The sequence below is a fragment of the Pseudomonas sp. Pse79 genome (assembly GCF_024519615.1).
In the GTDB taxonomy this organism is placed as follows: Bacteria; Pseudomonadota; Gammaproteobacteria; order Pseudomonadales; family Pseudomonadaceae; genus Aquipseudomonas; species Aquipseudomonas veronii.
Window position 1 is genome coordinate 42132 of record NZ_JALJRR010000007.1, and the last position, 25858, is coordinate 67989.

The 25858-nt window shown below is 62.1% G+C and carries 18 protein-coding genes; 9 read left to right on the forward strand and 9 right to left on the reverse strand.

Annotated elements, in window-relative coordinates:
- Positions 1 to 5 precede the first annotated feature (5 nt).
- Positions 6 to 4574, forward strand: coding sequence for a dermonecrotic toxin domain-containing protein (locus tag NR164_RS11090; protein ID WP_256822755.1), 4569 nt, complete (start codon positions 6 to 8; stop codon positions 4572 to 4574).
- On the opposite strand, the gene NR164_RS11095 is transcribed toward NR164_RS11090, so the two are convergent.
- Positions 4559 to 6109 (reverse strand): PLP-dependent aminotransferase family protein, encoded by a 1551-nt coding sequence (locus tag NR164_RS11095; RefSeq protein WP_169881606.1) that lies wholly within the window; start codon positions 6107 to 6109, stop codon positions 4559 to 4561. The two genes, NR164_RS11090 and NR164_RS11095, sit on opposite strands and share 16 nt — an antisense overlap.
- A 102-nt stretch (positions 6110 to 6211) precedes the next feature.
- Between NR164_RS11095 and NR164_RS11100 the strand changes: the two genes are divergently transcribed.
- From NR164_RS11100 to NR164_RS11110, 3 genes are read left to right on the forward strand one after another with little or no spacing between them, the layout of a single operon-like run.
- Entirely contained in the window at positions 6212 to 6850 is a 639-nt protein-coding gene (locus tag NR164_RS11100; protein ID WP_046381607.1) for an FMN-binding negative transcriptional regulator, read from the forward strand.
- A complete protein-coding gene (locus NR164_RS11105) occupies positions 6847 to 7293 on the forward strand; it encodes a GNAT family N-acetyltransferase (RefSeq protein ID WP_017850022.1) in 447 nt (148 codons plus the stop codon). The genes NR164_RS11100 and NR164_RS11105 overlap by 4 nt, the downstream gene beginning before the upstream one ends.
- Before the next feature lie 10 nt (positions 7294 to 7303).
- Positions 7304 to 7975 (forward strand): GNAT family N-acetyltransferase, encoded by a 672-nt coding sequence (locus NR164_RS11110; RefSeq protein ID WP_017850023.1) that lies wholly within the window; start codon positions 7304 to 7306, stop codon positions 7973 to 7975.
- Positions 7976 to 8526: 551 nt separating this feature from the next.
- Here NR164_RS11110 and NR164_RS11115 read toward each other — a convergent pair.
- Positions 8527 to 9429, reverse strand: coding sequence for a homocysteine S-methyltransferase family protein (locus NR164_RS11115; protein ID WP_256822756.1), 903 nt, complete (start codon positions 9427 to 9429; stop codon positions 8527 to 8529).
- A 113-nt stretch (positions 9430 to 9542) separates the two neighbouring features.
- On the opposite strand from NR164_RS11115, the gene NR164_RS11120 reads away from it, so the two are divergent.
- Both NR164_RS11120 and NR164_RS11125 read left to right on the forward strand, forming a co-directional pair.
- Positions 9543 to 10364, forward strand: a complete 822-nt coding sequence (locus tag NR164_RS11120) for an ABC transporter substrate-binding protein (protein WP_017850025.1) — start codon at positions 9543 to 9545, stop codon at positions 10362 to 10364.
- A complete protein-coding gene (locus tag NR164_RS11125; protein ID WP_017850026.1) occupies positions 10361 to 11191 on the forward strand; it encodes an amino acid ABC transporter permease in 831 nt (276 codons plus the stop codon). The genes NR164_RS11120 and NR164_RS11125 overlap by 4 nt, the downstream gene beginning before the upstream one ends.
- A gap of 4 nt (positions 11192 to 11195) precedes the next feature.
- Here NR164_RS11125 and NR164_RS11130 read toward each other — a convergent pair whose 3' ends face one another.
- Entirely contained in the window at positions 11196 to 11477 is a 282-nt protein-coding gene (locus NR164_RS11130; RefSeq protein ID WP_017850027.1) for a helix-turn-helix domain-containing protein, read from the reverse strand.
- Positions 11474 to 12814: a type II toxin-antitoxin system HipA family toxin gene (locus NR164_RS11135; protein ID WP_079444957.1), complete on the reverse strand. Its 1341-nt coding sequence runs from the start codon at positions 12812 to 12814 to the stop codon at positions 11474 to 11476. Before NR164_RS11135 ends, NR164_RS11130 begins: the two co-directional genes overlap by 4 nt.
- Positions 12815 to 13107: 293 nt before the next feature.
- Between NR164_RS11135 and NR164_RS11140 the strand changes: the two genes are divergently transcribed.
- The gene (locus NR164_RS11140) at positions 13108 to 14400 is read left to right on the forward strand and encodes an autotransporter domain-containing protein (RefSeq protein WP_256822757.1); all 1293 of its coding nucleotides are present in this window, start codon (positions 13108 to 13110) and stop codon (positions 14398 to 14400) included.
- An 89-nt stretch (positions 14401 to 14489) separates the two neighbouring features.
- Here NR164_RS11140 and oadA read toward each other — a convergent pair whose 3' ends face one another.
- Together oadA and NR164_RS11150 are read right to left on the reverse strand one after the other, a co-directional pair.
- Positions 14490 to 16298: a sodium-extruding oxaloacetate decarboxylase subunit alpha gene (oadA, locus tag NR164_RS11145; RefSeq protein WP_046381604.1), complete on the reverse strand. Its 1809-nt coding sequence runs from the start codon at positions 16296 to 16298 to the stop codon at positions 14490 to 14492.
- Positions 16299 to 16309: 11 nt separating this feature from the next.
- Entirely contained in the window at positions 16310 to 17725 is a 1416-nt protein-coding gene (locus NR164_RS11150; RefSeq protein WP_003213442.1) for an acetyl-CoA carboxylase biotin carboxylase subunit, read from the reverse strand.
- Positions 17726 to 17921: 196 nt separating this feature from the next.
- Here NR164_RS11150 and NR164_RS11155 point away from each other — a divergent pair, with 196 nt between their 5' ends.
- Positions 17922 to 18896 carry a LysR family transcriptional regulator gene (locus NR164_RS11155; protein WP_017850031.1) on the forward strand — a complete coding sequence of 325 codons (975 nt, stop codon included), beginning with the start codon at positions 17922 to 17924 and terminating at the stop codon, positions 18894 to 18896.
- Here NR164_RS11155 and NR164_RS11160 read toward each other — a convergent pair.
- The 3 genes from NR164_RS11160 to NR164_RS11170 form a co-directional block, all read right to left on the reverse strand.
- Positions 18826 to 19023: a PA3496 family putative envelope integrity protein gene (locus NR164_RS11160; RefSeq protein ID WP_079444958.1), complete on the reverse strand. Its 198-nt coding sequence runs from the start codon at positions 19021 to 19023 to the stop codon at positions 18826 to 18828. The two genes, NR164_RS11155 and NR164_RS11160, sit on opposite strands and share 71 nt — an antisense overlap.
- 221 nt (positions 19024 to 19244) lie before the next feature.
- The gene (gene hexR / locus NR164_RS11165; protein WP_017850032.1) at positions 19245 to 20111 is read right to left on the reverse strand and encodes a transcriptional regulator HexR; all 867 of its coding nucleotides are present in this window, start codon (positions 20109 to 20111) and stop codon (positions 19245 to 19247) included.
- A 162-nt stretch (positions 20112 to 20273) separates the two neighbouring features.
- Positions 20274 to 23147: an EAL domain-containing protein gene (locus tag NR164_RS11170; protein WP_256822758.1), complete on the reverse strand. Its 2874-nt coding sequence runs from the start codon at positions 23145 to 23147 to the stop codon at positions 20274 to 20276.
- Positions 23148 to 23426: 279 nt separating this feature from the next.
- Here NR164_RS11170 and uvrD point away from each other — a divergent pair, with 279 nt between their 5' ends.
- Positions 23427 to 25610, forward strand: a complete 2184-nt coding sequence (uvrD, locus tag NR164_RS11175) for a DNA helicase II (RefSeq protein WP_017850034.1) — start codon at positions 23427 to 23429, stop codon at positions 25608 to 25610.
- Positions 25611 to 25858: the final 248 nt, after the last annotated feature.

Consider the following 25858-nt stretch of genomic DNA (forward strand, 5'->3'; position numbering starts at 1 on the left):
CGCCCTTGCCCTCATCGCCTCCCAGTGCCAACGACCTGTTGACTCAACTGACCACCGGCCCCTCCTTGCGCGAAGTCGCGGCCGCCACCCTGCGCTCGAGCTTGCGCGAGCTGTACCCGGATCTCGACATCGACCCCGATCTGACCCTTCTGGTGACACCGCACTGGCAGATCACCGCCGAGACGATCCTGCCCGGAGCCCCGCGATTTCAAACACTGACCGGCGCGTTGTGCCGCAGTGCAACATCCGGCGCACCTGTCACCTGGCTCGACAGCGAGCACTACCTGATCTATCAATCCGCCACCGGGCCGAACGTGCATCTGCCGGTCAAGGTGGACTCCGTCGGCCGCCTGATCAATGAGCTGGCACCGTTGCTGTGCGTCGCGTACCAAGAGCAGCAACTCGCGTTCTGGAATGCCAGCAACCACCCGAACGGCCCACGCTGGCGCACCTTTGCCAACGCCTTGCGCACGATCTGGAATGTCGACAGCGTGGAGGGTTGGGACGAGGATGAATGCAACGTTGCCAGGGCGGTTTTTCACACGCCGGATTACGCCCAGCGCTTGCCCCAGGACAAATACGCGACCAAGGCTTATCTGATCGACGTCGACCTGGAACACGCCACACAGGTCAAACACCTCAACCTGTCGGCACTGGCGGTACTGGTCGGGCGCCTCGGCGAGCGCGACATCATCCTCAGCTATTCGATCGCCGACGGTTACGCCGCCTTCAAGAGCCTGCAAGCGCTTGGCGACGCCCTGAGCATTCAAGTGGCCACTCCACAGGCGACCAAGCTCCACTGGCGACTCTTCCAACCCTCAGGGGACTTTTTCGAGCAGCAGGCCTGTGCGTTTATTTCCCTGCAGATTCAGGCAATCGGCGCAATCGCGTTCAACAGCGGTGAGCTGATCCCGACCATGGCGCACGACAAGCCAGGCAGCGAAATCGCCCCCCGCGCCCCGCTGAATCAAGACCGAATCGGCTGGGTACATCGCGCCTTGCCCGACTGGATACTCACCGCGTCCTCGTCGGATCAGGCCACCTACGGGCGCTACATGATGGACCTCGCGGCCCTGCACCTGCGGCACGCGGGTAAAGCCTTTGATGACGGGATCAAGCACATCGGCGATTTTGCCCTGGATGCGATCCACACCCTGATGGTCAAGGACCACCCCGGCGTGGCCCGCACGACGCTGGACAGCGTGCGGATCAGCGTCACCAGCGTGCAAGCCTGGGGCACCCTGATCGTGCCGGGAAACACCCAGACCCAAACCTTTACCCTCGCCGAGTTGGCCCTGGAAAACCTGATAGCCCTGCCCTTGGGCAACAAAACCGTCGGTTATGAAAACGGCAACGCGGTGCCCGCCTGGATGACGGCGGCCTACCTGGAGCACTTGATTACCCAGGCGAACGTCGGCATGCACTACCCGGCCCTGGTCAAACGCACGCTGCTTGACGACGCTGCCGAGTCCCTGCGAAGGCAACGTCTCTACACCGCTCAATTACGCCTGCAACTGCCGCTACTGGCGTTGCAGTACAAAGTACGAGGTGTCCACGACCTGAGCGAACAGGGCTATCGCTATGTCTGCGCGGCGATGCATCCAGACAGCGCAGCCCGTGTGGTCGACGGCGCGGCGGTGGTCATCCGCCGCTTGTCCCTGCTCCCCAAACGCCGTCTGGGTTCGGCCGTCGACATCGTCGGCAACATGTTCGTCATTGGCCCTCAAGACCCGAAAAAAGGTCCTTGCCTGCTCTATCGCCCGCTGTCCAACCAACCGTTGATGCAGTTCCCGTCACCGACCAATCTGCTGTACGCGATCAAACAAGACACGCCATTGCGCCAATCGGTCCTGGCTTGGCTGCCCGATAAGGTGCGAACGGCTTACGCGCAATTTGTGTTTCCCGGCAGCCTGCCCTCGCCGTGGGTATTTACCAGTGTGCTGAGCGACCCGCTGAATGCACTGGTGATGACCGGGCCCGTCGAACTGGGGCGGGAAGTGCTGCCAAACGACGACTTCGCCACACTGTTCCGAGCCAACGCCGACGCGCTGGTCACCCTGGCCGACCGCCAATCGGTGTCCAATGCCGAGGCGCGCTGGGAGAGTTTCAAGCACGCCGGGTGGCTGATGTTCAATACCGTGCTGCCGTTCATGGGCCGCGCCGCGGGCGCCGCGACCTGGATCTGGCAATTGATGGATGACCTGCAACAGATGGTCGACACCAATGAGGTCGGTGACCGTTCCGCCGGGCTCTCGGCGCTGGTGGATATCTTGCTGACGCTCGGCATGGTGTTAACGACGCATGTCGCCACGGCGCATCGGCCCGAGTCGTCCATCGGGAAGCCCGCCAAGCCGCCCGAATTGCCGCCGCCGGAGGTCAAGGTAGAGGTCGTCCAAAAGCCGGATATCGCGACGGCAGAGCTGCCCGTCGACCACGAACACACCCTGCACATCAGTGGTGCCCTGAACCGCAGCGCGCAGAACCTGGGCACGTTCCTCGACAGTTTTGCGCAGGCCAAGCCCGATCAATTGGGTACGCAACAGACCGTGGAAGGCCCTCATCAGCATCTCTATGCCAAAGCCTCACACTGGTACGCCCCGGTGGGTACACGATGGTTTGAAGTGACGGTCGACGAAAACGACACCGTGTTGATCATCGATCCGCGCCAACCAGGCCGGCGCGGCCCGCCGCTGATCGCCAATCGCCTGGGGCAATGGTTCGTCGACACGCGCTTGCGCCTACGCGCAGGCGGCCTGCGCAGCCGGCGCAAAAAAGGCGAAGCCCTCAGGCCGCCGAAAATCACCGATTTACGCCGGCAACTGGCAACCTTCGACAGCGAGCAAGCCCAGCGCCAGCACGGTCTTGAAGCCTTGCAAGGCGCCATCGACCGCACGGCGGGTGACGCCAAAGCCGCGGCCAGAACCACCTTTCTCGAACAGGTGGATACGCGTCTCAAAGAATTCGACGTACCGATTTCCCAGCTCAAATCCCTGAATATTCTCGACACGGTGCCCAACTATCAGGACGCCATGGTCGGCTACCTGGAACATCAGCTGTTTCTGGCGCGCTCCGCCATCAGCGAACAACAGATCCCGTTTCGCGAACGACTGGAAGCCATACAGGGCCACCTCGACATCGAGGGCATTGAAGAGGAAGCCTTGCCCACCGTTCACTACCGCAACATGTATACCGCGACACACGCCATGGCGGAGCGCCTGGGCTACCTTCAGGCACGCTTCAAGGAGGCTCGTGCCCTGGGTGCGCGCGGGGTCAGGCTGATCCAGCAGCATGAGCCGCACCTGCCCGCTTATGCCCTTGATGATCTCAAGGCGTTCAAGATTACCCTGGGCCACTTCCTGTGCGTGGCCGAAGGCGCATCGGCCACACGCGCCGACGCCAGGGAAGCCTTGCGCCGTATCGTCGATGTGGCGGAGCTGGCGGTCCAAAGTTTCAGAGAGGCCGCACAACCACGCAACCTGGTGCCGCCGGAGCAGTTGATCGAAACCCTGGACAGCCTGATGGATCAGTTTTCCAGGGTTGACCAGAACCTGGTGGATCTGCCGGCCGAGTTTCCCAATGACCTCAACAAGCCCGACCTGGAAAACCTGCGCAAGCAAGTGGACGAGTTCGCTCGGCTCGCAGAGAAACAACTGACAACCCTGCTTCGCGAACGCAGAGCCATGGAGCCCACCGCGGGCCCGTCGCGCACCGTCCCCAGGGTGAAGAAAAAATACATCAAGACGCGTTTCAAGGGGATGGTGGTCGGCGAAGAGCGTGAGAGCCCCGACGAAGACGGCAAGACGCTGGTCGACGTAAAGGAACCCCTGACCGGCAAAGTGATTGCAACCTTCCATGAGAAGGAGCCGGGGGTTTGGGTCGAACGCGAGCTGACGCCCAAGCCCGCTTCCCGCAGCCAGGCGCGTAACCTGGCAAACAGCATCAGCGACGGTCAGGCGCTGGTCGATGGGGTCGAAACCTTTATCGCCAACAAGGAAGCCTGGGCGAAGGAAACCCGGCAACTGCCGGTGGAAATCGAAGAGCGCTTCCACCAGCACGCCAAAAAACTGCAACGGGCCAACCAGGATATCGAAGAGGCGTTGACCTCCAGCAACCAGACCGAAAGCGCCTCGCCGTCAGCTGCGTTGACTAACCGCCGCCTTGATGAGGCGATCACCCAGCTTTACCGGGAAGGCAAACGGATCAAGCTCGAGGTGCTCAAGCGCCGACCACCGGAGGCGGCGCACGTCGAATTGCTGTTGCGCGAGGGCGCCGTCACGGTAGACCCGCCTGTCGGCGCCCGCACCCGACTCAGGGGCCGCGACAAGGGTTTCCTGCAGGAGTATGCGGTGGTGGACGTCAACACGAACCGTCCGTTGTGGTACGCACACTTTCACTACCCCACCCTCACCGGGCCGGAAGAAGCCTACACCGCCGCCCACCTGAAAAACCGCCAACAGCGCCTGATGGGCGGCCGGTTCGAACCCTTGAGCGACATCGCCGTGTACCGCAGTGAAATCGGTCTGCATCTGGCCCGCTCGCTGTTCCTGAAAGCCAAGCCTCAGCCCTCAGCCTGACCGGTCCAGGCCTGGCGCAACCGCGCGAGCGCCTGGCGGATCGCCGCCTCGGGCACTGCGGCGAAGCCCAGCACCAGGCCGGCGCGTTGATCGTCCGGTGGCCCGGCCTGCGCCAGCCAATAGCTGCTCAGGCCATTGACCTCCACGCCCACCGCGCGGGCCTGCGCCACCAGTTGTTGTTCGCGGGCAAGGCTGTCCACCCGCACGGTGAGGTGCAGGCCCGCCGCACTGTTCGGCAGGCTGCCGACCCCCGGCAGCTCGTCCGGCCAGCCGTTCAACAGGACGTTGCGTCGACTGAGCGCAGCGCGACGCATGCGCCGGATATGCCGCTGAAAGTGCCCCGCCGCCATGAACTCCGCCATCACCGCCTGGGTGCTGACCTCCGAGTGCCGCACGTCCACGGCGCGGCGCTGGGCGAATGCGTCGACCAGCGTCGGCGGCAACACCAGGTAACCCAGGCGCAGCGCCGGGAACGCGACCTTGCCGAACGTCCCCACATACAGCACCCGCCCGCTGCGATCCAGGGCCGCCAGCGGGGCCAGCGGCGCGCCGCTGTAACGGTACTCGCCGTCGTAGTCATCCTCGACGACCCAGCCACCGCTGCGTTCGGCCCAGGCCAGCAACTCCAGGCGCCGGGCCAGGCTCATGACCACGCCCAATGGGTACTGATGGGACGGCGTGACATAGGCCAGGCGGCAGTTGTCGAGGCCGTTCAATACGCTGCAGTCGATCCCCTCGCTGTCCACCGCCACACCTTGCAACTGCGCACCGGCCAGGGCGAAGGCATGACCGGCGGCGCGGTAGCCGGGATTTTCAATCGCCACGCCATCACCTGGGCTCACCAGCAACTGTGCACAAAGGCTGATTGCCTGCTGCGCGCCACTGGTGATCACAATTTGCTCAGCCGTACACTGCATGCCCCGCGAGCTGCGCAGGTAGGCGGCGATCAGGCCGCGCAAGCGCTCGTCCCCGGCCGGGTTGCCATAGCACAGTAGCTTGAGGTCCGGCTTGCGCCAAAAAGCCGCATTCAGCTTGGCCCAGACGTCAAAAGGGAACAGGTCAAAGGCCGGAACCCCCACCCGAAATGCCCGTGGAGGCCCCGTGGGCGGCAAGGGCAAATGGTTGTTTTCGAGGCGCTCCAGCGCCGCGCTGTGGATAACTTTTTCGCTCGAAATATCGGCGTTTTTCAGCTCGATTGTGGATAAGGCTGGGGATAAGCCTGTTGAAAACCCTGTGGACAGTTTTGTGGATAGTTTTTTTGAACTGGGCAGTTGGGCGACATACGTCCCGTCGCCGACCCGGCTTTGCGTAAAGCCCTCGGCATACAGCTGATCGTAGGCACGTACCACGCTGTTGCGCGAAATCGACAACGCCGCCGCCAAGTCGCGCGTGGCGGGCAAACGCGTGCCGCCGGCCAGTCGCCCGTCCAGCACGCGTTGGCGCAAGGCTTCGTACAGCTGGCGGGTCAGCCCCTGACGACGATCCAGCTCGATTCCCGCAGGGTTGAACGACAACGGCGGCGCAAGGGACGACATTGGGCAGGCTCCGGAATTGGACCCATGAAATGGGTCATAGATGGCTCTTACAACGAACCATTAGCCTGCCTAGGATGCAGGCATTCGCCAAGGAATACTTTTATGTACACACCACGCGCCTTTGCCCTCGACGATTTGCCCGAACTGCAGCAACTGATCCAGCACACGCGCCTGGCGCAGGTGGTGACCGTGGGTGAACACGGCCTGCTGGCCAGCCACCTGCCACTGCTGCTCAACCCCAACGAAGGCCCGAACGGTACGCTCTACGGCCACATGGCCAAGGCCAACCCGCAGTGGCACGACCTGCAGAACGGCGGCGAAGCGCTGGTGATCTTTGCCGGGGCCGACGCCTATGTCAGCCCGGCGTTTTACCCGAGCAAGGCCGAGCACGGCAAAGTGGTACCCACCTGGAATTACCTGGCCGTGCATGCCTACGGCACGGCCGACGTGTTTACCGACGCCGAGCGCCTGCTCGGCGTGGTCAGCGCCCTCACCGACCGCCACGAAGGCCGCCGCGCCCAGCCCTGGAAGGTCAGCGACGCCCCGGCCGACTACATTGAAGGCATGCTCAAGGCCATCGTCGGTTTCGCCTTGCCCATCGAACGCCTGATCGGCAAACGCAAACTCAGCCAGAACCGCAGTGCCGCCGACATCCAGGGCGTGCGCGAGGGGCTGGCCACCAGCCTCGACGTGCGCGACCAGACCCTCGCCCGTTTCATTCCCCAAGGAGCCCCAGAATGAGCCCGATCGACATCCGCCCCGTCACCGCCGCCGACCACGCCGCCTGGCTGGCGCTGTGGCACGCGTACTTGCAGTTCTACAACACCGAACTGCCAGACGCCGTCAGCCAGAGCACCTGGCAACGCCTGATCGACGCCCGTGAGCCGACCCACTCCGCGCTCGCCTGGCAGGACGGCAAAGCGGTAGGCATGGTCAACTTCATCTACCATCGCTCCAACTGGAGCATTGAAAACTCCTGCTACCTGCAAGACCTGCTGGTGGCGCCGGCCCAGCGCGGCGGCGGCGTGGGCCGCAAATTGATCGAACACGTCTATGCCACGGCCAAAGCCGACGGCTGCTGCAAGGTCCATTGGCTGACCCACGAGACCAATGCCACCGCGATCCAACTGTACGAACGCATCGCCGAACGCCCTGGTTTCATCCAATTTCGCAAAGGTCTTTAAGGAGCGCAGCATGTCCACCTCTCTCGCCGACTGGCAAGGTGCCCCGGCGCCCACGGTCCAACTGCTCGAAGGGCGTTTCATCCGCCTGGAAAAACTCGACCCGGCGCGCCACGCCGACGGTCTGTGGCAAGCCCTCGAAGGCCCCGGCGCCGACCCCAAGCTGTGGGACTATTTGCCGTATGGCCCGTTCAGCGACCGCACCGCGTTCGATGCCTGGCTGAACAACCATGCCCAGCACAACGAGCCGTATTTCTTCAGCGTGATCGACCGCGCCAGCGGCGATGTGCAGGGCATCCTCAGCCTGATGTCCATCGTCCCGGCCCACGGGCGCATCGAAATCGGCCACGTCACCTTCGGCGCGCCGATGCAGCGCTCGCCGAAAAGCACCGAGGCCGTGTATCTGTTGGCCAAGCATGCTTTCGAACTGGGCTACCGCCGCCTGGAGTGGAAATGCAATAACGGCAATGCCCGCTCCAAATACGCCGCCGAGCGCCTGGGGTTCAGTTTTGAAGGGGTGTTCCGCCAGCACATGGTGGTCAAGGGGCAGAACCGGGACACGGCGTGGTATTCGATTCTGGACTCGGAATGGCCGCCGATCGGGGCAGGGTTTGAGCACTGGCTGTCGGAAGCCAATCAGGCAGGTTCAGGCCAATTGAAAAGCCTGGCGGAGTGCCGCGCCTAAATCCCACAGACAGCGCAGCACCAGAATATGAGAGCGGGCTTGCCCGCGAGGCGGTGGGTCAATCGAGATTGATTTTCGACTGGTCTACCGCTATCGCGGCGTAGGTATCTACACATCCGATGACGCTGAAAACCCCGGTCGTATCGCGAGCTGTTGCTTTGCTGTTGCTCTGCTTTTGCTCTGTTTTTGATTTTGATCTTAGGCGCCCCGTTAACCACGCTGGCCGAACGCAGGCTTGAATCCGTGGGCAACCCGGCAGGACGCCGGGTTAGCCGTCCTGGGCCAGGGATGGCCCATGACGGCGGCCCACGGATTCAAGCCTGCGTTCGGGCATGCCGAGCCTAAGCGAGGCACCGAGTGGTGGGGCAAGAGCGTTTTGCTTACTTTTGCGCTTTTCAAAAGTGAGCCGCCGTAAGGGCGGAACCCATAGCGGCCGTCACCTGAATAATGGATATGTACTCATTCCAACCCGAGCGAAGGGTCGGCCCACAGGCCGCCACGGGAGCAAGCCCCCTCCCACACTCGATCCTCAGTGCAATCCGCACTGGGTGTCAGTCGGCAAGCTGCTCGGCCAACACCGCAATATGCTCCGGTCCGATCCCGCAGCAACCGCCCAAATGGCTGGCGCCGCGCTTCTGCCAATTGGCAGCCCATTGCAGGTAGCCCGGCGGGTCAAGGTCGTCGCGCAACGGGTCGAGGCCGTCGTTGGCCGTGGCCTCCTTGGGCTGTGGCGGGAAGGCGTTGGCATAGGCGCCGATCTGGATCGCCACCCCCAGACGCTCGAAGGTCTGGCGGGCCGCATCAATCGCCGCGCCGATCACCTCCGGCTGGCTGCAATTGAACAACAACACCTGCACGCCCAGTTGCGCAGCTGCTTCGGCCGCCTCGGCCACCGGCTCGCCGGAACGCAGGCGCGGCACCTCGTCGGTGTCTTCGTCCTTCAAGGTAAACGACAGCCAGAACGGTTTGCCGTCCGCCGGCAGACCGGCATGAATGGCCCGCGCCTCGACGATCGAACTCTGGGTTTCCGCCAGCCACAGGTCGACATAAGGCGCCAGGCCGTTCACCAGGGGCGTCAGCAGTTCGCTGACCCGGTCGGCCTCGAACAGGTCGGGCCGATACGAGCCGAACAGCGGCGGCAGGGAACCGGCCACGCGCACTGCTTGGCCGGACGTCACCACCGCGCGTCGCGCCAATTCACCGGCCAACGCCGCCAGGGCCTGGCCCTCGGCGGCAAACCGCGCTTCGCCGATATGAAACGGTACGACAGCATAGCTGTTGCTGGTGATCACGTCGGCACCGGCCTGGATGTAAGCCGCGTGTACCGCTTCCACCGCCTGCGGCGCTTCGCTCAACGCCAGCGCCGACCACTCCGGCTGTCGGAACGGCGCGCCGCGACGTTGCAGTTCGCGGCCCATGCCACCATCGAGAATTACTGTGCGTACTGCGGCCATATGCTTTTTACTCATAAGCTTATGAAAATAACTCACTATGAGAGTCGCTCTTATAACTATTTAATACGGTAAATTCGCTTCATAACAACTTCTTTTTTATTCGGGTGCCTCTCTTGAAACTCAAACCGCTACTGGCCCTGGGCCTGACCATGCTGGCTGCCTCCACCCAAGCCTTCGGCGGTGCAACCCTGGACCGGGTTGAGCAAAACCACGAATTGGTCGGCGTGCTGATGGAAAGCTATCCGCCTTTCTCGTTCCTCAACGAGCAGAACCAGCTCGACGGTTTCGACGTCGACGTGGCCAAGGCCGTCGCGCAAAAACTGGGGGTCAAACTGCGCCTGGAAACCCCGTCCTGGGACGTGATCGCCGCCGGCCGCTGGAGCGGGCGCTACGACATCTGCATCTGCTCGATGACCCCAAGCAAGGCCCGCGCCGAAGTGTTCGACTTCCCCGTGGAGTACTACGCCTCGCCTGCGGTGATCGTGGTCAATGCCAAGGATGAGCGCATCCACGGCGCCAAGGACCTGAGCGGCAAGAAAGTCGGCCTCACCAGCGCCTCCAGCTACGAGAGCTACCTGAACAAAAACCTGGTGATCGAAGGCGCCGAAGACACCCAACTGCAGTACCCGTTCGAGAACGTGCAGATTGCCCCCTACGACACCGACAACGTGGCCTTCCAGGACCTGGGCCTGGGCGCCGGCGTGCGCCTGGATGCGATCCTCACCAACCTGGTCACCGCCCAACCGCGCCTGAGCCAGGACAAGCGCTTCAAGCTGGCCGGCGAAGCGCTGTACGCCGAGCCCAACTCGGTGGCCATCGAAAAAGGCGACCCGCAGTGGGACAGCAAAGTGCGTGAAGTCTTCGCGCAGTTGAAGCAGGACGGCACCTTGAGCAAGCTGTCGCAAAAATGGATCGGCGCCGACATCAGCCAATGACCGCGTTCCCCACCCCACCCAAACCACCGGTCAGCGCGTCGCGGCTACAACGATTCTTCGGTTTTCGCACGCGCCTGTACCTGACCTGGGCCGCGCTGTTCTGCCTGTTCGCCAGCTTCTTCCTGAGCTTTGACCTGAAGTTCTCGATCATCCTCGACAAGCTGCCCAATCTGGTCGGCGTGCATCTGGCGCCCAACGGGTTTCTGCAAGGCGCGGCGCTGACGGTGTTCCTGTGCCTGTGCTCGATCGTGGCGTCATCGATACTGGGCTTTATCACCGCCCTGGGGCGCCTGTCGAAAAGCGCGGTGGCCTTTGGCGTCGCGAGTTTCTATGCCTCGTTCTTCCGTGGCACACCGCTGCTGATCCAGATCCTGCTGATCTACCTGGGCCTGCCGCAACTGGGCCTGGTGCCGGGGGCCATCGTCGCCGGGATTATTGCGCTGTCGCTGAACTACGGCGCCTACCTGAGCGAAATCTTCCGCGCCGGCATCCTCGGCGTGCCCCACGGCCAACGGGAAGCCGCCCTGGCCCTGGGCATGCGCGACAGTGCGATCTTCTGGCACGTCACCCTGCCCCAGGCCATGCGTACCATCGTCCCGCCCGCCACCAACCAGTTCATCTCGATGCTCAAGGACTCCTCCCTGATCTCGGTGATGGGCGTGTGGGAAGTGATGTTCCTCGCGCAATCCTACGGCCGCTCCAGCTATCGCTACATCGAAATGCTCACCACGGCGGCGATCATCTACTGGGTGATGTCCCTCGGCCTGGAACTGATCCAGGCGCGCATGGAGCGGCATTACGGCAAGGGGTATGTGCGACGGGGGTGAGGACTCAGTCATCCCACTCGCGACGCACCTTGACCACGCCCATCTGTAAGCCAAAGGGGCGGAACACGGCGTTCAGCGATTTCAGGGTTTGATTGCCCTCGCCGTGTTCGATATGCACCAGGGTACGCACGGAAATCTTGCACATCTTGGCGAACTGGCTTTGGTGCAGGCCAGTGACTTCGGTGCGCAGGCGGCGCACGGCTTCGCCAATTGCAAGGGAACCATCAGCCAGCCCCTGTTCGACACGTTCGATTAACAGGGCGCGGGCATCCAGGGTAATGGTCATTTCAGCCCCCATTGCTTCAGACGCATGTCCAGTTTCCCCAACGGGACGCTGGGGTGGTTCAAGGTGACCGCTGGCAAACCGCCTGCAGCCAAGATGTCCGGCAGAGCTCGCAAGTGTTCGGCGTCTTGTCGCAGCCGCTCAAAACTTTGCTCAGGGTCAATAATCTCGGCCAGTGCATCGCAGACCCCTCGCCAATTGATATCACCTGCCACTTCCAGCGCTTTGGGCCACTTGGTCGTTCGGGTAACGCCCTCGGCATCCATCACCATGGGGGCCAAGTCATAAATCGGCGCCAGACGCAGAGAGTCGGTACCTCGGATGATCGACATATTTCGCCCGTGGTTATCCGAGTTACCCAACACCTTGTTCAGCAGGTCTCGGCGTAGGTACTCCGCAACCAGATCGGCAACCTGCTCTTCTTGCCCAACCGCGCGCCATTGATTCACCAGCAGTCTGATCACCTCAAGATGATCCATGTAACTGCCAGGCGTCGTCACTCCCGCCAAGGAATAAATCGACTCAACGGCCAATCGTTCGACACCGGCGTTACTGACCTTGCGATCGAAGCGGTGCATCCAAAGGCTCGGCTTGGTGGCCTCTTCCAATGCCAGCCCTTCGGCACCCACCGTCTCTATTCCCAGGGCCTGAAGAGCTCTGTAGTAGTGATACTCACTTCTCAGGATGTCTTGATCATTCTGGGTCGCCTGGTTACGTGCGAACTTGATAAACCAATGTTGGGTAACCTCGGCATCGTTCAGGGTAGCGTCCGGGTACAGCAAGCCATCAGCATTCTGCGTCATCAACAGTTTCGGAGCCTCACCGCCCGCGCCCGTTGCCCCGCCGATTGCCGCGCCTTGTTCATAGGCATATTCCAGAAAGCTGTTATCGCGGTTGATCACTTCCCGACGAGGAAAACCAATCGGTGCGGTACCGTCCAGTGCCTGCACGGATTCCTTGACCCGCATATGGCCAATGGGGGCCGGCGTACTGCGACCCAGTAGAAACAAATCGGCACTGACGCCCTCCGGCTTCTCATGGCCGATACGTTTCATCAAAGAACGTTTGGCGGCCCCTGCCGGTGCAATATCGTGCAAAAAAGCAGGCGCTTTCTTGAGAACCGCAACATCCCACTCCAGTGGAAACCGCGCACTGACAGATTTGGAAAAAGGCAATCGGACAGCGTCCAGGTTATCGACTAGATAATCCTGTCGATAATGAAACCTGCAAGGTCCATCAAAACCCTTTTCAGGCTCCGAGAACTCCAACCGCATAGCGTCACGCCAATGACCAGCGGTGAAAATCTGCAGTATCAAAGAGTAGGTCGTTTCCATCTGCATTTAAGTGCACCTGGCAAGCAATGTTCGGGACGCGTACTGCAATATAGTGCATTTCCCGCTCAGCAGATGACCAGATTTACGCATTAAAATGCATTTGTATCGCCAGAATTAATCTAAAAATGCATTTTAATGCAAATGAGATGGCCATTTATCCTGTCGCGGACAAAGCCCGATGCGTTTTTAATCGCACCGCACTACAGACAACTCCCGCAAACCAGGGGTCGATAGCCTGACAGTTATCGCCCCGCCATCTCGCTAAATTTCCGGCCTCATTCATCAGAGGTTGGGATCACATGCCCTTTACACCCCCACGTTTTGCACTTGTCATGGCGCTTGCGATCAGCGCCGCCAGCCTTCAACACGCCCAGGCGCGGGGCGATATCGAATACCGGCCGTACCATTTCCAACCCTATGAGGCGCTTGATAATGAGTGGGCCGACGCAGCGTCTGAAAAAGCCGAACCCATCGACGGTTACCTCACTCAGCGCGCCACCACGCACAATGGCCTGCAGCTCGCCAAGGCCCTGGAACCTGCGCTGGTTCAGTTGCTGGAGTCCGGCGAACTGACCTCCGAACAGATCAAAGCCCTGGAAAAATTCGCCGACGCGCTGGACAAGCAGCCCGGCGGCATCGGCGCGGCCCTTGAGCAATTGGCCGCCAGCCAGAACGCCAACCTCGCCGCCGCGACCCAGAACACCACGCAGCAACTGAGCAGCCAACTGTTGTCGATCCTGCGCACCCTGCCCGCCGACGACGCTGGCCACTTCTGGGTGCAAAGCCTGGGCAACGACGGCACGCTCGACAATAAAGGTGGCAGCGCCGGTCTGAAACATGGCACCCAAGGCCTGTTGCTGGGGGCCGACTGGGCGCTGGACCACGCCTGGCGTGTCGGCGTGATGGGCGCCAAATCCAGCAGCCACCTCGACGCCGCGCGTTTTTCCGCCGACCTCGACAGCTGGCACCTGGGCAGCTATGCCGTGCGGCAGGACGGCCCGTTGGCCCTGCGCCTGGGAGCGATCTACAGCAGCCATGACGGGCAGAACAAGCGCAGCGTCAAGTTGCTCGATTACACCGAGCAGCTCAGGGCCAATTACAACGCCAACAGCCAAACCGTCTTCTCCGAAATGGGCTACCAATTGGGCACTGCGGATTTGAGCGTGGAACCCTTCGCCGGCCTCGGTTACCAGCGCTATCACCGCGACGGTTTCAAGGAGCGGGGTGGCCTGACCGCGCTGAACGTCGGCTCGCAAAACCAACAGAACCTGAGCAGCACCTTCGGTCTTCGCCTGGCGTCGCTGTATCGGTTCGATAACCAGATGAGCCTGGCCCCCCACCTCAGCGCCAGTTGGAAACACCTGTACGGCGACGTCGACAGCCGGGTCAGCCAATCCTTTCGCGCTGCGCCGGGGCTGATTGACAGCTTCACTGTCCAGGGCACGTCGCTGGACCGCGACAGCCTGAACGTCCGAGCCGGCCTGGACCTCGCACTCTCGCCGCAACACACCGTGGGCCTGACCTACGCCAGCGAAACAGGCAACCATAGCCGCAACCAGGGCCTGATGGGCCAATGGCAAATGCGGTTCTGAGCCTACGCTGCGCGCCGGCCAAATTACGGGCGAAAAAAAAGGGGAGCACCTGCTCCCCCGAGGATTAAACGGTAGTGTCGAAGGCTGGATCAGCCTTCGATTTCAATCAGGATTTCGCCAGGGTTCACCCGGTCGCCCTTGGCTACATGAACGGCGGTCACCTTGCCGGCAATCGCGGCCTGCACTTCGGTTTCCATCTTCATCGCTTCGGTGATCAGCACCGCCTGGCCGGCCTTGACGACGTCGCCTGGCTTGACCAGCACGTCGACGATATTGCCCGGCATCGTGGTGCTCACATGGCCTGGCTCGGTGGCTTGCTTGCGCTTGCTGCCGCCACCGCCGACGAACTCGTTGAGCGGTTCGAACACCACTTCTTCGGGCATGCCGTCGATGGACAGGTAGAAGTGACGCTTGCCTTCAGCTTTCACGCCAACACCGGTGATGTCGACGCGGTAGCTTTCGCCGTGGACGTCGATGACGAACTCGGTCGGTACGCCTTCGCCACCCGCACGGGCCACGCCGCCGGCTTCCGGGATCGGCAGCAACACTTCCGGAGTCAGGGTGCCGGCGTCGCGTTCTTCGAGGAACTTGCGGCCAATGTCCGGGAACATGGCGTAGGTCAGCACGTCTTCTTCAGATTTGGCCAACGCACCGATTTCGCCGCGCAGCTTGTTCATTTCCGGCTTGAGCAGGTCGGCCGGGCGCACGTCGATCACGTCTTCGCTACCGATGGCCTGGCGACGCAATTGCCCGTTCACCGTGCCCGGCGCTTTGCCGTAGCCGCCTTGCAGGTAGAGCTTCACTTCGTTGGTGATGGTCTTGTAGCGCTCGCCGGCCAGCACGTTGAAGAACGCCTGGGTGCCGACGATCTGCGAGGTCGGGGTGACCAGCGGCGGGAAGCCCAAGTCTTCACGCACCCGCGGAATTTCAGCCAGCACTTCGCCCATGCGGTTGAGTGCGCCCTGCTCTTTGAGCTGGTTGGCCAGGTTGGAAATCATCCCGCCCGGCACTTGGTTGACTTGCACGCGCGTGTCGACCGCGGTGAATTCGCTTTCGAACTGGTGATACTTCTTACGCACGGCGTAGAAGTACAGGCCGATTTCCTGCAGCAGTTCCAGGTCGAGGCCGGTGTCGAATTCGCTGCCTTTAAGGGCGGCGACCATCGACTCGGTGCCCGGGTGGCTGGTGCCCCAGGCGAAGCTGGAGATCGCGGTATCGATGTGCTCGGCACCGTTTTCGATGGCCTTGAGTTGGCACATCGCAGCCAAACCCGCCGTGTCATGCGAGTGGATGAACACCGGCAGGCTCTGCTCGGCTTTCAGTGCCTTGACCAGCTCGCCGGTGGCGTATGGCGTGAGCAGGCCGGCCATGTCCTTGATCGCCACCGAGTCGCAGCCCATGGACTCCATTTGCTTGGCCTGGGCCACAAACGCGTCGATGGTGTGTACCGGGCTGGTGGTGTAGGCGATGGTGCCCTGGGCGTGTTTGCCGGCGGCCTTGACCGCTTCGATGGCCACGCGCAGGTTACGCACGTCGTTCATCGCGTCGAAGATGCGGAACACGTCGATACCGTTGACGGCGGCCTTGGCGACGAAGGCTTTGACCACGTCGTCGCTGTAGTGGCGATAGCCCAACAGGTTCTGGCCGCGCAGCAGCATTTGCAGGCGGGTGTTAGGCAACGCAGCGCGCAATTTGCGCAGACGCTCCCACGGGTCTTCTTTCAAAAAGCGCACGCAGGCGTCGAAGGTCGCGCCGCCCCAGACTTCCAGGGACCAGTAGCCGACTTTGTCGAGCTTGTCGCAGATCGGCAGCATGTCGTCGGTACGCATGCGGGTGGCCAGCAACGATTGGTGAGCGTCGCGCAGGATGGTGTCGGTGACAAAGATCTTCTTGCTCATTGTTATATTCCTCACAGGCCTGCGTGGGCGGCGATGGCGGCGGCGATGGCCAGGGCCAGCTCTTCGGGTTTGCGCTTGATCGAGTAGTTGGTCAGCTCAGGGTGGCTTTCCACAAAACTGGTGTTGAACTGGCCGCTGCGGAATTCCGGGTTGCGCAGGATTTCCTGGTAGTAGGCGGCGGTGGTCTTCACGCCTTGCAGGCGCATGTCATCCAGGGCACGCAGGCCGCGATCCATGGCTTCTTCCCAGGTCAACGCCCACACCACCAGTTTCAGGCACATGGAATCGTAGAACGGCGGGATGGTGTAGCCGGTGTAGATCGCCGTGTCGGTACGCACGCCGGGGCCACCGGGCGCGTAATAGCGGGTGATCTTGCCGAAGCTGGGCAGGAAGTTGTTCTTCGGGTCTTCGGCGTTGATCCGGAACTGCAACGCAAAACCACGGTGCTGGATGTCTTCCTGCTTCACCGAGAGCGGCAGGCCCGAGGCGATGCGGATCTGCTCGCGAACGATGTCGATCCCGGTGATTTCTTCGGTGATCGTGTGTTCCACCTGCACCCGGGTGTTCATCTCCATGAAGTACACCTCGCCCTCGGCGAGCAGGAACTCCACGGTGCCGGCGTTTTCGTAACCCACGGCCTTGGCTGCGCGCACCGACAGGTCGCCGATGTAGGCGCGCTGTTCAGGGGTCAGTTGCGGGCTCGGGGCGATTTCGATGAGTTTCTGGTTACGGCGCTGGATCGAGCAATCGCGCTCGAACAGATGCACCACGTTGCCAAAGCTGTCACCGAGGATCTGCGCTTCGATGTGCTTGGGGTTGACGATGCATTTTTCCAGGAACACTTCCGCCGAACCGAAGGCCTTGGTGGCTTCGGAGATCACGCGGGGGAAGGCTTGTTCGAGTTCTTCACGGCTGTTGCAACGACGAATGCCGCGACCGCCGCCACCGGAGGTGGCCTTGAGCATCACCGGGTAACCGATGCGGTCGCCTTCGGTGAGGGCTTCGGCGATGTCGGCGACGTTGCCTTCGGTGCCGGGGGTGACCGGTACGCCGGCCTTGATCATGCTGCGGCGCGCTTCGGTCTTGTCGCCCATGCGGCGGATCACTTCCGCGGATGGACCGATGAATTTAATCCCACGTTCGGCGCAAATGTCCGCCAGTTCCGCGTTTTCCGAGAGAAAACCGTAACCAGGATGCAACGCATCGCAACCGGTTTCCACGGCCAGGTTCACCAGCTTGCGCGGGTTCAGGTAACCGGCCAGGGGCTCGGCCCCGATGCTGTGGGCCTCGTCGGCACGCTTGACGTGCAACGCGTGGCGGTCGGCGTCGGAATAGACCGCGACCGAGCGAATGCCCATCTCGGCGCAGGCACGCACGATTCGCACGGCAATTTCACCACGGTTGGCGATCAGGATCTTTTTTATCACTTGGAAATTCCCTTGAGCCGATTGCTGCGTTCTTCGACCCGCTAGACTCGGGTCGGCGCGTGACTAAATGTTTCAAGCCAGTCGCGAGGCACACACTAAGCCTGCTGAGGGATTAACAAAAATCAATAATTATTGGGTCATGCATAAGTAAAGACTTATAGTTGGCGGACCGGACGCCGCCAAGAGGCTTGAAAAAATGCGTAAGTCATTGATGAGGCTGACATTACGTCAACTGCAGATCTTCAATGAGGTGTGTGATTTGCGCTCCTACAGCCGGGCGGCCGAGGAAATGTCCCTCACCCAGCCGGCCGTCAGCCTGCAAATTCGTCAGCTGGAAGAGCTGATCGGCCAGCCGTTGTTCGACTATGTCGGTAAGAAACTTTACATGACCGAGGCGGCCGAAGCGCTGCAACGGGCCAGTCGCGATATTTTCGGACGCCTGGAAAACCTCGATATGCAGCTGTCGGACATGCAGGGCTCGCTGCAAGGCCAACTGAAACTGGCGGTAGAGTCCAGCGCCAAGTACTTCGTGCCGCACCTGTTTGCCGCGTTCAAGCGCCAGCATCCGGAGGTGCAATTGCATCTGACGGTGGTCAACCGCGCCCAGGTGATCCGTCGACTGTCGGACAACCGTGACGACTTGGTGATCATGTCCATGGTGCCCCAGGACATGGGCCTCGAATTCCTGCCGTTCCTCAACAACCCGATTGTCGCCGTGGCGCTGCCCGACCACCCCTTGAGCCAGCAAGGAGCGCTGCGCCTGCGCGACCTGGAGCCTTACACGCTGTTACTGCGCGAACCGGGTTCCGGCACGCGGCTGGCTTGCGAGGAGTACTTCAAGGAAAAACGCGTTCACTTCAGCCAGACAGTGGAAGTCGCCTCGGCCGAGGCGCAGCGTGAATGCGTGTTGGCCGGGTTGGGCGTGGCCTTGTTGACACGCCACGCCCTGAACCTGGAACTGGCCACCGGCGGGCTCAAGGAGCTGCCGGTGGAAGAGCTGCCGCTGTACCGCAGTTGGTGCCTGGTGCAGGCCAAGGCCAAGCGCCTGTCACCGGTGGCCCATGCGTTCCTGGGCTTTATCCGCAGCGAGCGGGTGCAAATCAGCGCGCTGGCTGAGCGCTTCGCTGGGCAGCCGCGGGTGCCTGCCAGTGCAGTTCCGGGTAGTCCGTGATGCTTTGCAGCAATTGGCGTTGATCACAGCGGTCTTCGATTGCGCGACGGAACGCCATGCGGCGCTGGTCTTCCTGCTGACGACGGGTCTTGACGGAGCTGTTGCTATCTTCGTAGGGCCGGGCCATTTGGAGTCTCCCAATGCGAGTGCGGGGAGTTCAGGATGGGCGCGAGGGATGACGGTTTGGCGGCGCGGGGATGACAGGACGATGAATCTTCTGGACAGGTGAGACATGCACATGTGGGAGGGGGCTTGCTCCCGATGGCAGAGTGTCAGTCGATGCATATGCGACTGAACCACCGCTATCGGGAGCAAGCCCCCTCCCACATTTGGATCGCTGTATCGCGCTCAGTCGTCGAGGGCTTTGACGGACTTGGGCGACAGACGAAGGCTGCGCAGGCTGCGCTTGACGCTCTTGAGGTGGTTGACCAGGCTCGGCCCGCGCGCCATGGCCACGCCCATCGCCAGCACGTCGATCACCACCAGGTGGGCGATGCGCGAGGTCAACGGGGTGTAGATTTCGGTGTCTTCGTGGACATCGATCGCCAGGTTGACCGTGGACAGTTCCGCCAACGGCGTCTGGCTCGGGCACAGGGTGATCAGCGTGGCGCCGCTTTCACGCACCAGGTTGGCGGTGATCAGCAAGTCCTTGGAGCGGCCGGACTGGGAAATACAGATGGCCACGTCGGTCGGCTTCAACGTCACGGCCGACATCGCCTGCATGTGCGGGTCGCTGTAGGCCGCCGCAGTAAGCAGCAGTCGGAAGAATTTGTGCTGGGCATCGGCCGCCACCGCACCCGACGCGCCAAACCCGTAGAACTCGACACGCTGGGCCTGGGACATCGCCGTCACGGCCTTTTGCAGCGCCACCGGGTCGAGCTTCTCGCGCACTTCCATCAGGGTGTGCAGCGTGGTGTCGAAGATCTTGAGGCTGTAGTCGGCGACGGAATCGTCTTCGTGAATCGCAAACTGCCCGAAGCTCGCGCCGGCGGCCAGGCTTTGGGCCAGCTTGAGTTTCAGGTCCTGGAAGCCGGAACAACCGATGGCACGGCAGAAGCGCACGATGGTCGGCTCACTGATGCCCACGCTGTGGGCCAGGTCGGCCATGGAACTGTGCATTACGGCCGCAGGGTCAAGCAGCACGTGGTCGGCAACCTTGAGTTCCGATTTGCGTAACAGGTGGCGCGACTGGGCGATATGTTGCAACAGGTTCAAAGGACAGGACTCTTGTTATTGGCAGACGCCAGGGATGTAGCAAGCTTGTAGTTATACTACAAGAATTGCCGTTTTGCCCGTCCGATGCATCACTAAATCGCCCTGCTGCCCTTTGAATCTAAGGGCAGCCAAGTTGTAGCCACAAAGGCTGAAGGCACGTCTCTAGGAAAAATCCGCATTCTTCCGTAACAAATCTGCCAGCCCTTCGGCCTTCATCGGCCGGCTGATCAAGTAGCCCTGCACCTCATCGCAACGCTCCCGCCGCAGGAAATCCAGCTGCTGCTGATCTTCCACGCCTTCGGCCACCACCTTGAGCGCCAAACCGTGGGCCATGGCGATGATCGCACGGGTAATGGCCGCGTCTTCCCGCCCCTGGCCGAGGCCGCGGATGAAGGTCTGGTCGATCTTCACGTAGTCCACGGGAATGCGCTTGAGGTAACTGAGGGACGAATAGCCGGTGCCAAAATCGTCGATGGCCAACTTCACCCCCAGGTCGCGCAGTTGCTGGAAGGTGGCGATGATGTGCTCGACACTGTCGAGCAGTTGGCTTTCGGTCAGCTCCAGCTCCAGGTATTGCGGGTCCAGGCCGGTTTCTTCCAGCACCTGGCGCACCAGGCTGACCAGCTTGCCTTGACGCAGTTGATGCACCGACAGGTTCACCGACACACGTATCGGCGCCAGCCCCTGACGCTGCCACTCACAAGCCTGCCAGCAGGCCTGGCGCAGGACGAATTCGCCCAACGGCACGATCAGGCCGGTTTCTTCGGCCAGGCCGATGAAGTCGCTTGGCGGCACCGTGCCCCACTGCGGATGCTCCCAACGAATCAACGCCTCGGCGGCGTTCAGTTTGCCGCTGGCCAGGCACAATTTCGGTTGGTAGAACACCGACAGCTGGCGCTCGTCGATGGCCTTGCGCAGCTGGTTTTCCAGCTGCAAACGCTCCAGGGTGCTGGCTTGCAGGCTGTCGGTGTAGAACTGGAAATTATTCCCGCCCAGGTGTTTGGCGTGTTGCATGGCCATGTTCGCCTGGCTGACCAACGCCGAAATTTCCCGCGCATTATCCGGAAGCAGGCTGACGCCCATCGAGGCGCTGACCACCAATTCATGCCCTTCCACCGTCACCGGCACGCGCAACTTGGCCAGCAGGCGCGTGGCCACCCGCGCCAGGCTTGAGAGGTTGCCGTAGGCATCGAAAAGCACGGCGAACTCATCCCCGGACAAACGCGCGATGGTGTCGGCCTCGGGCAGGGCATTGATCAAACGTCGCGCCATTTTTTGCAGCAATTGGTCGGCGACGTCATGGCCCAGGCTGTCGTTGAGCAACTTGAAACGGTCCAGGTTGATATGCAGCAACGCCAGGCTGCGCCCGCCCTGGCGCACCCGCTGATGCGCTTCGCGCAGCCGCTCGCGAAACAGCGAGCGGTTGGCCAGGCCGGTCAACTCGTCATAGTGCGTGAGGTAGCGCATGCGCTCCTCGGATTCGCGCCGCGCCGAGAGATCGGCGAAGAAGCCTACGATATGGCTGACGTTTCCTCGAATATCGCGCACCACGTTCAGTTGCAGCCACTGCGGGTACAACTCGCCGTTCTTGCGCGTTTCCACCAACTCGCCCTGCCAGGTACCGTGACTGAGCAGCGCCTGGCGGATCAGCGGAAAGTGCCGCCGGGCGTCGCGGCTGCACGGCAACTCCACCACATTGCGCCCGAGCATGTCGTCGATATCAAAGCCGGTGACGCGACTGAAGGCCTGGTTGACGGCGAGCAGCACGTAGTCCGGGTCCAGGATCACAATACCTTCGCTGGCCGCTTCGAATACGGTCGAGGCCAGGCGTTGCTGTTCCTCCAGCGCCTTGCTTGCGCTGATGTCGCGGCGCGTGCCGAGCATGCGCGTCACGCGACCGCTGGGCGCACGCTCCACGGCGCGGCCGCGGTCTTCGATCCACACCCAGTGGCCATCGCCATGGCGCACCCGGTATTCCACCAGATAGTCCTCGCTGCGGCCCTTGAGATGCTCCACCAGGGCACGCTTGAGCAGCGGCAAGTCGTCGGGGTGCAGGCGCGGCTTGAGGTGGCTGAGCATCGCCGTGACGAACTCGGGCTCCAGGCCGAACAGTTCCTTGAGCTGGGTGTGGTGGACTTCGTCGGTTTGCAGGTTCCAGTCCCACAGGCCCAGTTCGCTGGCTTGCAGGGCCATCGCCAGGCGCGCTTCGCTTTTATTCAGGGCCAGGCTGGCGGCGTCCAGTTCCTGGCTGCGTTGCGCCACGCGGTCCTGCAGGCCGATTTGCGCTTCGCGCAGTTCCTGCTCGACCTGGCGGCGTTGCTCGACTTCGCGCACCAGCTCCTGATTCAACTGTTCACTGCGCTGCTGTGCCTGTTGCAGATGCTCGATCAGCGCCTGGTTCTGAAAGCGCCGCAACAGCCCGTGCTGGATCAGGCGGTTGACCTGCCACGCCACCACACTCAAGGACGCCAGCAGGATCAGGCCGAGCACACCCCAACCCTGTTGCTGCGCGGCGCCGTTCCAGAAGAGATAGACAATGGCCGGCACCAGGCACGGCAGCGCGAATGACAGGAACGCCGGCAGGCTCACCGCATAGGCAACGCTGGCGGACAACGTCGCCGCACCGATCAGGCCGAACACCCAGGCTTGCTGCGTAAAGCTGTCTGCCGGCACCAGGGCGATGGCGGCGATGGCCAGGGTCAGGCCGCTGACCGCCGAGCCGAGCATGAACATGCGCCGCCAGATCGGTTGGGCCTGGCGGCTGGGCATCGCCGAGTCGAAGGCGGCCACCTGGATCACGCGCAGCGCGACCAGCGCCAGCAGCCAGACCAGCCAGATGCTGTCGAGCAGGTAATGTTTGGGGTTCCAGATCAACCAGGCACAGACCAGGCCGTTGACCAGCATCAATAAGGTCGGCAGCAGCGAACCCTGGTAGAGCAGGCGCGTGCGTTCGACCGCCATCTCGGTAGCGTAGTGTTTTCGGATAACCTGCGCGGGCGCCGCCATGGGGCTAAACAGGTCGGTGCTGAGGGTCATAGGCAGTGTTCTTATAATGGTGAGCCCGAAACGTCGACGGAGCATACACAAGCAAGCGCTCGGGCCAAACTGCTGCGCGTCATAAAAACCAGCGAGGCGTACCGCGCAAACCTCGGGGCCAGACGGCTTGAGCGAGACGCGGCGCGGCCTGTGGCCCATGACCAACCAGTCATCAGCCCCGCCGGAACGCGTGCCCGCCCCGGCACGCGCCGCAGGTTTTCCGTCGGCCATCCGCCAATGGGATTTGCCCCACTCCCCCGCGGGCCATAGAATGCGCCGATGCGCGATGATCTCTCCCTTTTGCTGAATTCCCTCAACGATGCCCAACGCCAGGCCGTAGCGGCCCCCGTTGGCCGTCAGTTGGTCCTGGCCGGAGCTGGCTCCGGTAAAACCCGAGTGCTGGTACACCGTATCGCCTGGTTGATCCAGGTCGAGAACGCGTCCCCGCATTCGATCCTGTCGGTGACCTTCACCAACAAGGCCGCTGCCGAGATGCGTCACCGCATCGAGCAGTTGATGGGCATCAGCCCGGCCGGCATGTGGGTGGGCACCTTCCACGGCCTGGCGCACCGCCTGCTGCGGGCGCATTGGCAGGAGGCGGGCCTGGCCCAGACCTTCCAGATCCTCGACAGCGATGACCAGCAACGCCTGGTCAAGCGCGTGATCCGCGAGCTGGGCCTCGACGAACAGCGTTGGCCGGCGCGCCAGGCCCAGTGGTTCATCAATGGCCAGAAAGACGAAGGCCTGCGCCCGCAACATATCCAGGCCAGCGGCGATTTGTTCCTGGCCACCATGCGCAGCATTTATGAAGCCTACGAAGCGGCCTGCGTGCGCGCCGGCGTGATCGACTTCTCCGAGCTGCTGCTGCGCGCCCTCGACCTGTGGCGCGATAACCCCGGCCTGCTGGCCCATTACCAGAAACGCTTCCGGCACATCCTGGTCGACGAGTTCCAGGACACCAACGCCGTGCAGTACGCCTGGTTGCGCCTGCTGGCCAAGGGCGGCGACAGCCTGATGGTGGTGGGCGACGACGACCAGTCGATCTACGGCTGGCGCGGCGCGAAAATCGAGAACATCTACCAGTATTCCGAAGACTTCCCGGACGCGGTCACCATCCGCCTGGAGCAGAACTACCGCTCCACCGCCGGGATCCTCAAGGCCGCCAACGCCTTGATCGCCAATAACACCGGGCGCCTGGGCAAAGAGCTGTGGACCGACGGCGGCGAAGGCGAAGCGATCAACCTGTACGCGGCGTTCAACGAGCACGACGAAGCGCGCTACGTGGTGGAAACCATCGAAAGCGCATTGAAAACCGGCCTGGCGCGCAGCGACATCGCGATTCTGTACCGCTCCAACGCCCAATCGCGGGTGCTGGAAGAAGCCTTGCTGCGCGAGCGCATCCCGTACCGCATTTACGGCGGCCAGCGTTTCTTCGAGCGCGCCGAAATCAAGAACGCCATGGCCTACCTGCGTTTGCTGGAAGGTCGCGGCAACGACGCGGCGCTGGAGCGGGTGATCAATATCCCGGCCCGCGGCATCGGCGAAAAAACCGTTGAAGCGATTCGCGACCATGCGCGCCACGCCGATGTGTCGATGTGGGAAGCCATGCGCTTGCTGATCGCCAATAAAGGCCTGACCGGCCGTGCTGCCGGGGCGTTGGGTGTGTTTGTCGAGCTGATCGAGAACCTGGCGGCCAAGTGCGCGGACATGCCCCTGCATTTGATGACCCAGACCGTGATCGAGCAGTCCGGGCTGATTGCCTATCACGAAGCGGAAAAAGGCGAAAAAGGCCAGGCCCGGGTGGAAAACCTTGAGGAACTGGTCAGCGCCGCCCGCGCGTTTGAAAACACCGAGGCCGATGAAGAACTGACCCCGCTCGCCGCGTTCCTCGGCCATGCGTCGCTGGAAGCCGGTGATACCCAGGCCGATGAGCATGAAGACAGCATCCAGCTGATGACCTTGCACAGCGCCAAGGGCCTGGAGTTCCCGTATGTGTTCCTGGTGGGCATGGAAGAAGGCCTGTTCCCCCACAAGATGAGCCTGGAAGAGCCCGGCCGCCTTGAGGAAGAACGCCGCCTGGCCTATGTGGGCATTACCCGGGCGATGCAGAACCTGGTGATGACCTACGCCGAGACCCGTCGCTTGTATGGCAGCGAGACCTACAACAAGGTGTCGCGCTTCGTGCGGGAAGTGCCGAAGGGGCTGATCCAGGAAGTGCGCCTGTCCAACAGCGTCAGTCGCCCGTTCGGCGGCGGACAGCAGCAGAACTCCAGCAGCCTGTTTGCCGGTTCCGAGATCCCGGAAACCCCGTTCAGCCTTGGCCAGCAGGTCAAGCATGCGATCTTCGGCGAAGGGGTGATCCTCAACTTCGAAGGCGCCGGCGCCCAGGCACGGGTGCAGGTGAACTTCGCCGAGGGCAGCAAGTGGCTGATGATGGGTTACGCGAAGCTCGAAGCGGTCTGACACGCTGACCCCTTCCCCCTGTAGGAGCGAGCTTGCTCGCGAAAAACCCTCAGACAACGCGTCTCATCCAGGATGCCCGCGTTATCGTTGGCGATCTTCGCGAGCAAGCTCGCTCCTACAGACAGAAGGACGGTTCAGCATGAAGGTTTCGCGTCCACCCTTGTTTTTGATGCGCGCGGGCCAATATCTGTAACTAGTCCTACAGACCCTTCGGATTCTGTCTTACGCAAAAGCCCGAAACATTATGT

What these genes read in the sequence shown, in the direction of transcription:
- uvrD (WP_017850034.1), top strand. Translation starts at nt 23,427, where the DNA reads ATGCGCGATGATCTCTCCCTTTTGCTGAATTCCCTCAACGATGCCCAA.
- NR164_RS11115 (WP_256822756.1), bottom strand. Translation starts at nt 9,429, where the DNA reads ATGGCCGCAGTACGCACAGTAATTCTCGATGGTGGCATGGGCCGCGAA.
- NR164_RS11095 (WP_169881606.1), bottom strand. Translation starts at nt 6,109, where the DNA reads ATGTCGTCCCTTGCGCCGCCGTTGTCGTTCAACCCTGCGGGAATCGAG.
- NR164_RS11100 (WP_046381607.1), top strand. Translation starts at nt 6,212, where the DNA reads ATGTACACACCACGCGCCTTTGCCCTCGACGATTTGCCCGAACTGCAG.
- NR164_RS11135 (WP_079444957.1), bottom strand. Translation starts at nt 12,814, where the DNA reads ATGCAGATGGAAACGACCTACTCTTTGATACTGCAGATTTTCACCGCT.
- oadA (WP_046381604.1), bottom strand. Translation starts at nt 16,298, where the DNA reads ATGAGCAAGAAGATCTTTGTCACCGACACCATCCTGCGCGACGCTCAC.
- NR164_RS11140 (WP_256822757.1), top strand. Translation starts at nt 13,108, where the DNA reads ATGCCCTTTACACCCCCACGTTTTGCACTTGTCATGGCGCTTGCGATC.
- NR164_RS11130 (WP_017850027.1), bottom strand. Translation starts at nt 11,477, where the DNA reads ATGACCATTACCCTGGATGCCCGCGCCCTGTTAATCGAACGTGTCGAA.
- NR164_RS11160 (WP_079444958.1), bottom strand. Translation starts at nt 19,023, where the DNA reads ATGGCCCGGCCCTACGAAGATAGCAACAGCTCCGTCAAGACCCGTCGT.
- NR164_RS11170 (WP_256822758.1), bottom strand. Translation starts at nt 23,147, where the DNA reads ATGACCCTCAGCACCGACCTGTTTAGCCCCATGGCGGCGCCCGCGCAG.
- NR164_RS11155 (WP_017850031.1), top strand. Translation starts at nt 17,922, where the DNA reads ATGCGTAAGTCATTGATGAGGCTGACATTACGTCAACTGCAGATCTTC.
- NR164_RS11110 (WP_017850023.1), top strand. Translation starts at nt 7,304, where the DNA reads ATGTCCACCTCTCTCGCCGACTGGCAAGGTGCCCCGGCGCCCACGGTC.
- NR164_RS11105 (WP_017850022.1), top strand. Translation starts at nt 6,847, where the DNA reads ATGAGCCCGATCGACATCCGCCCCGTCACCGCCGCCGACCACGCCGCC.
- NR164_RS11125 (WP_017850026.1), top strand. Translation starts at nt 10,361, where the DNA reads ATGACCGCGTTCCCCACCCCACCCAAACCACCGGTCAGCGCGTCGCGG.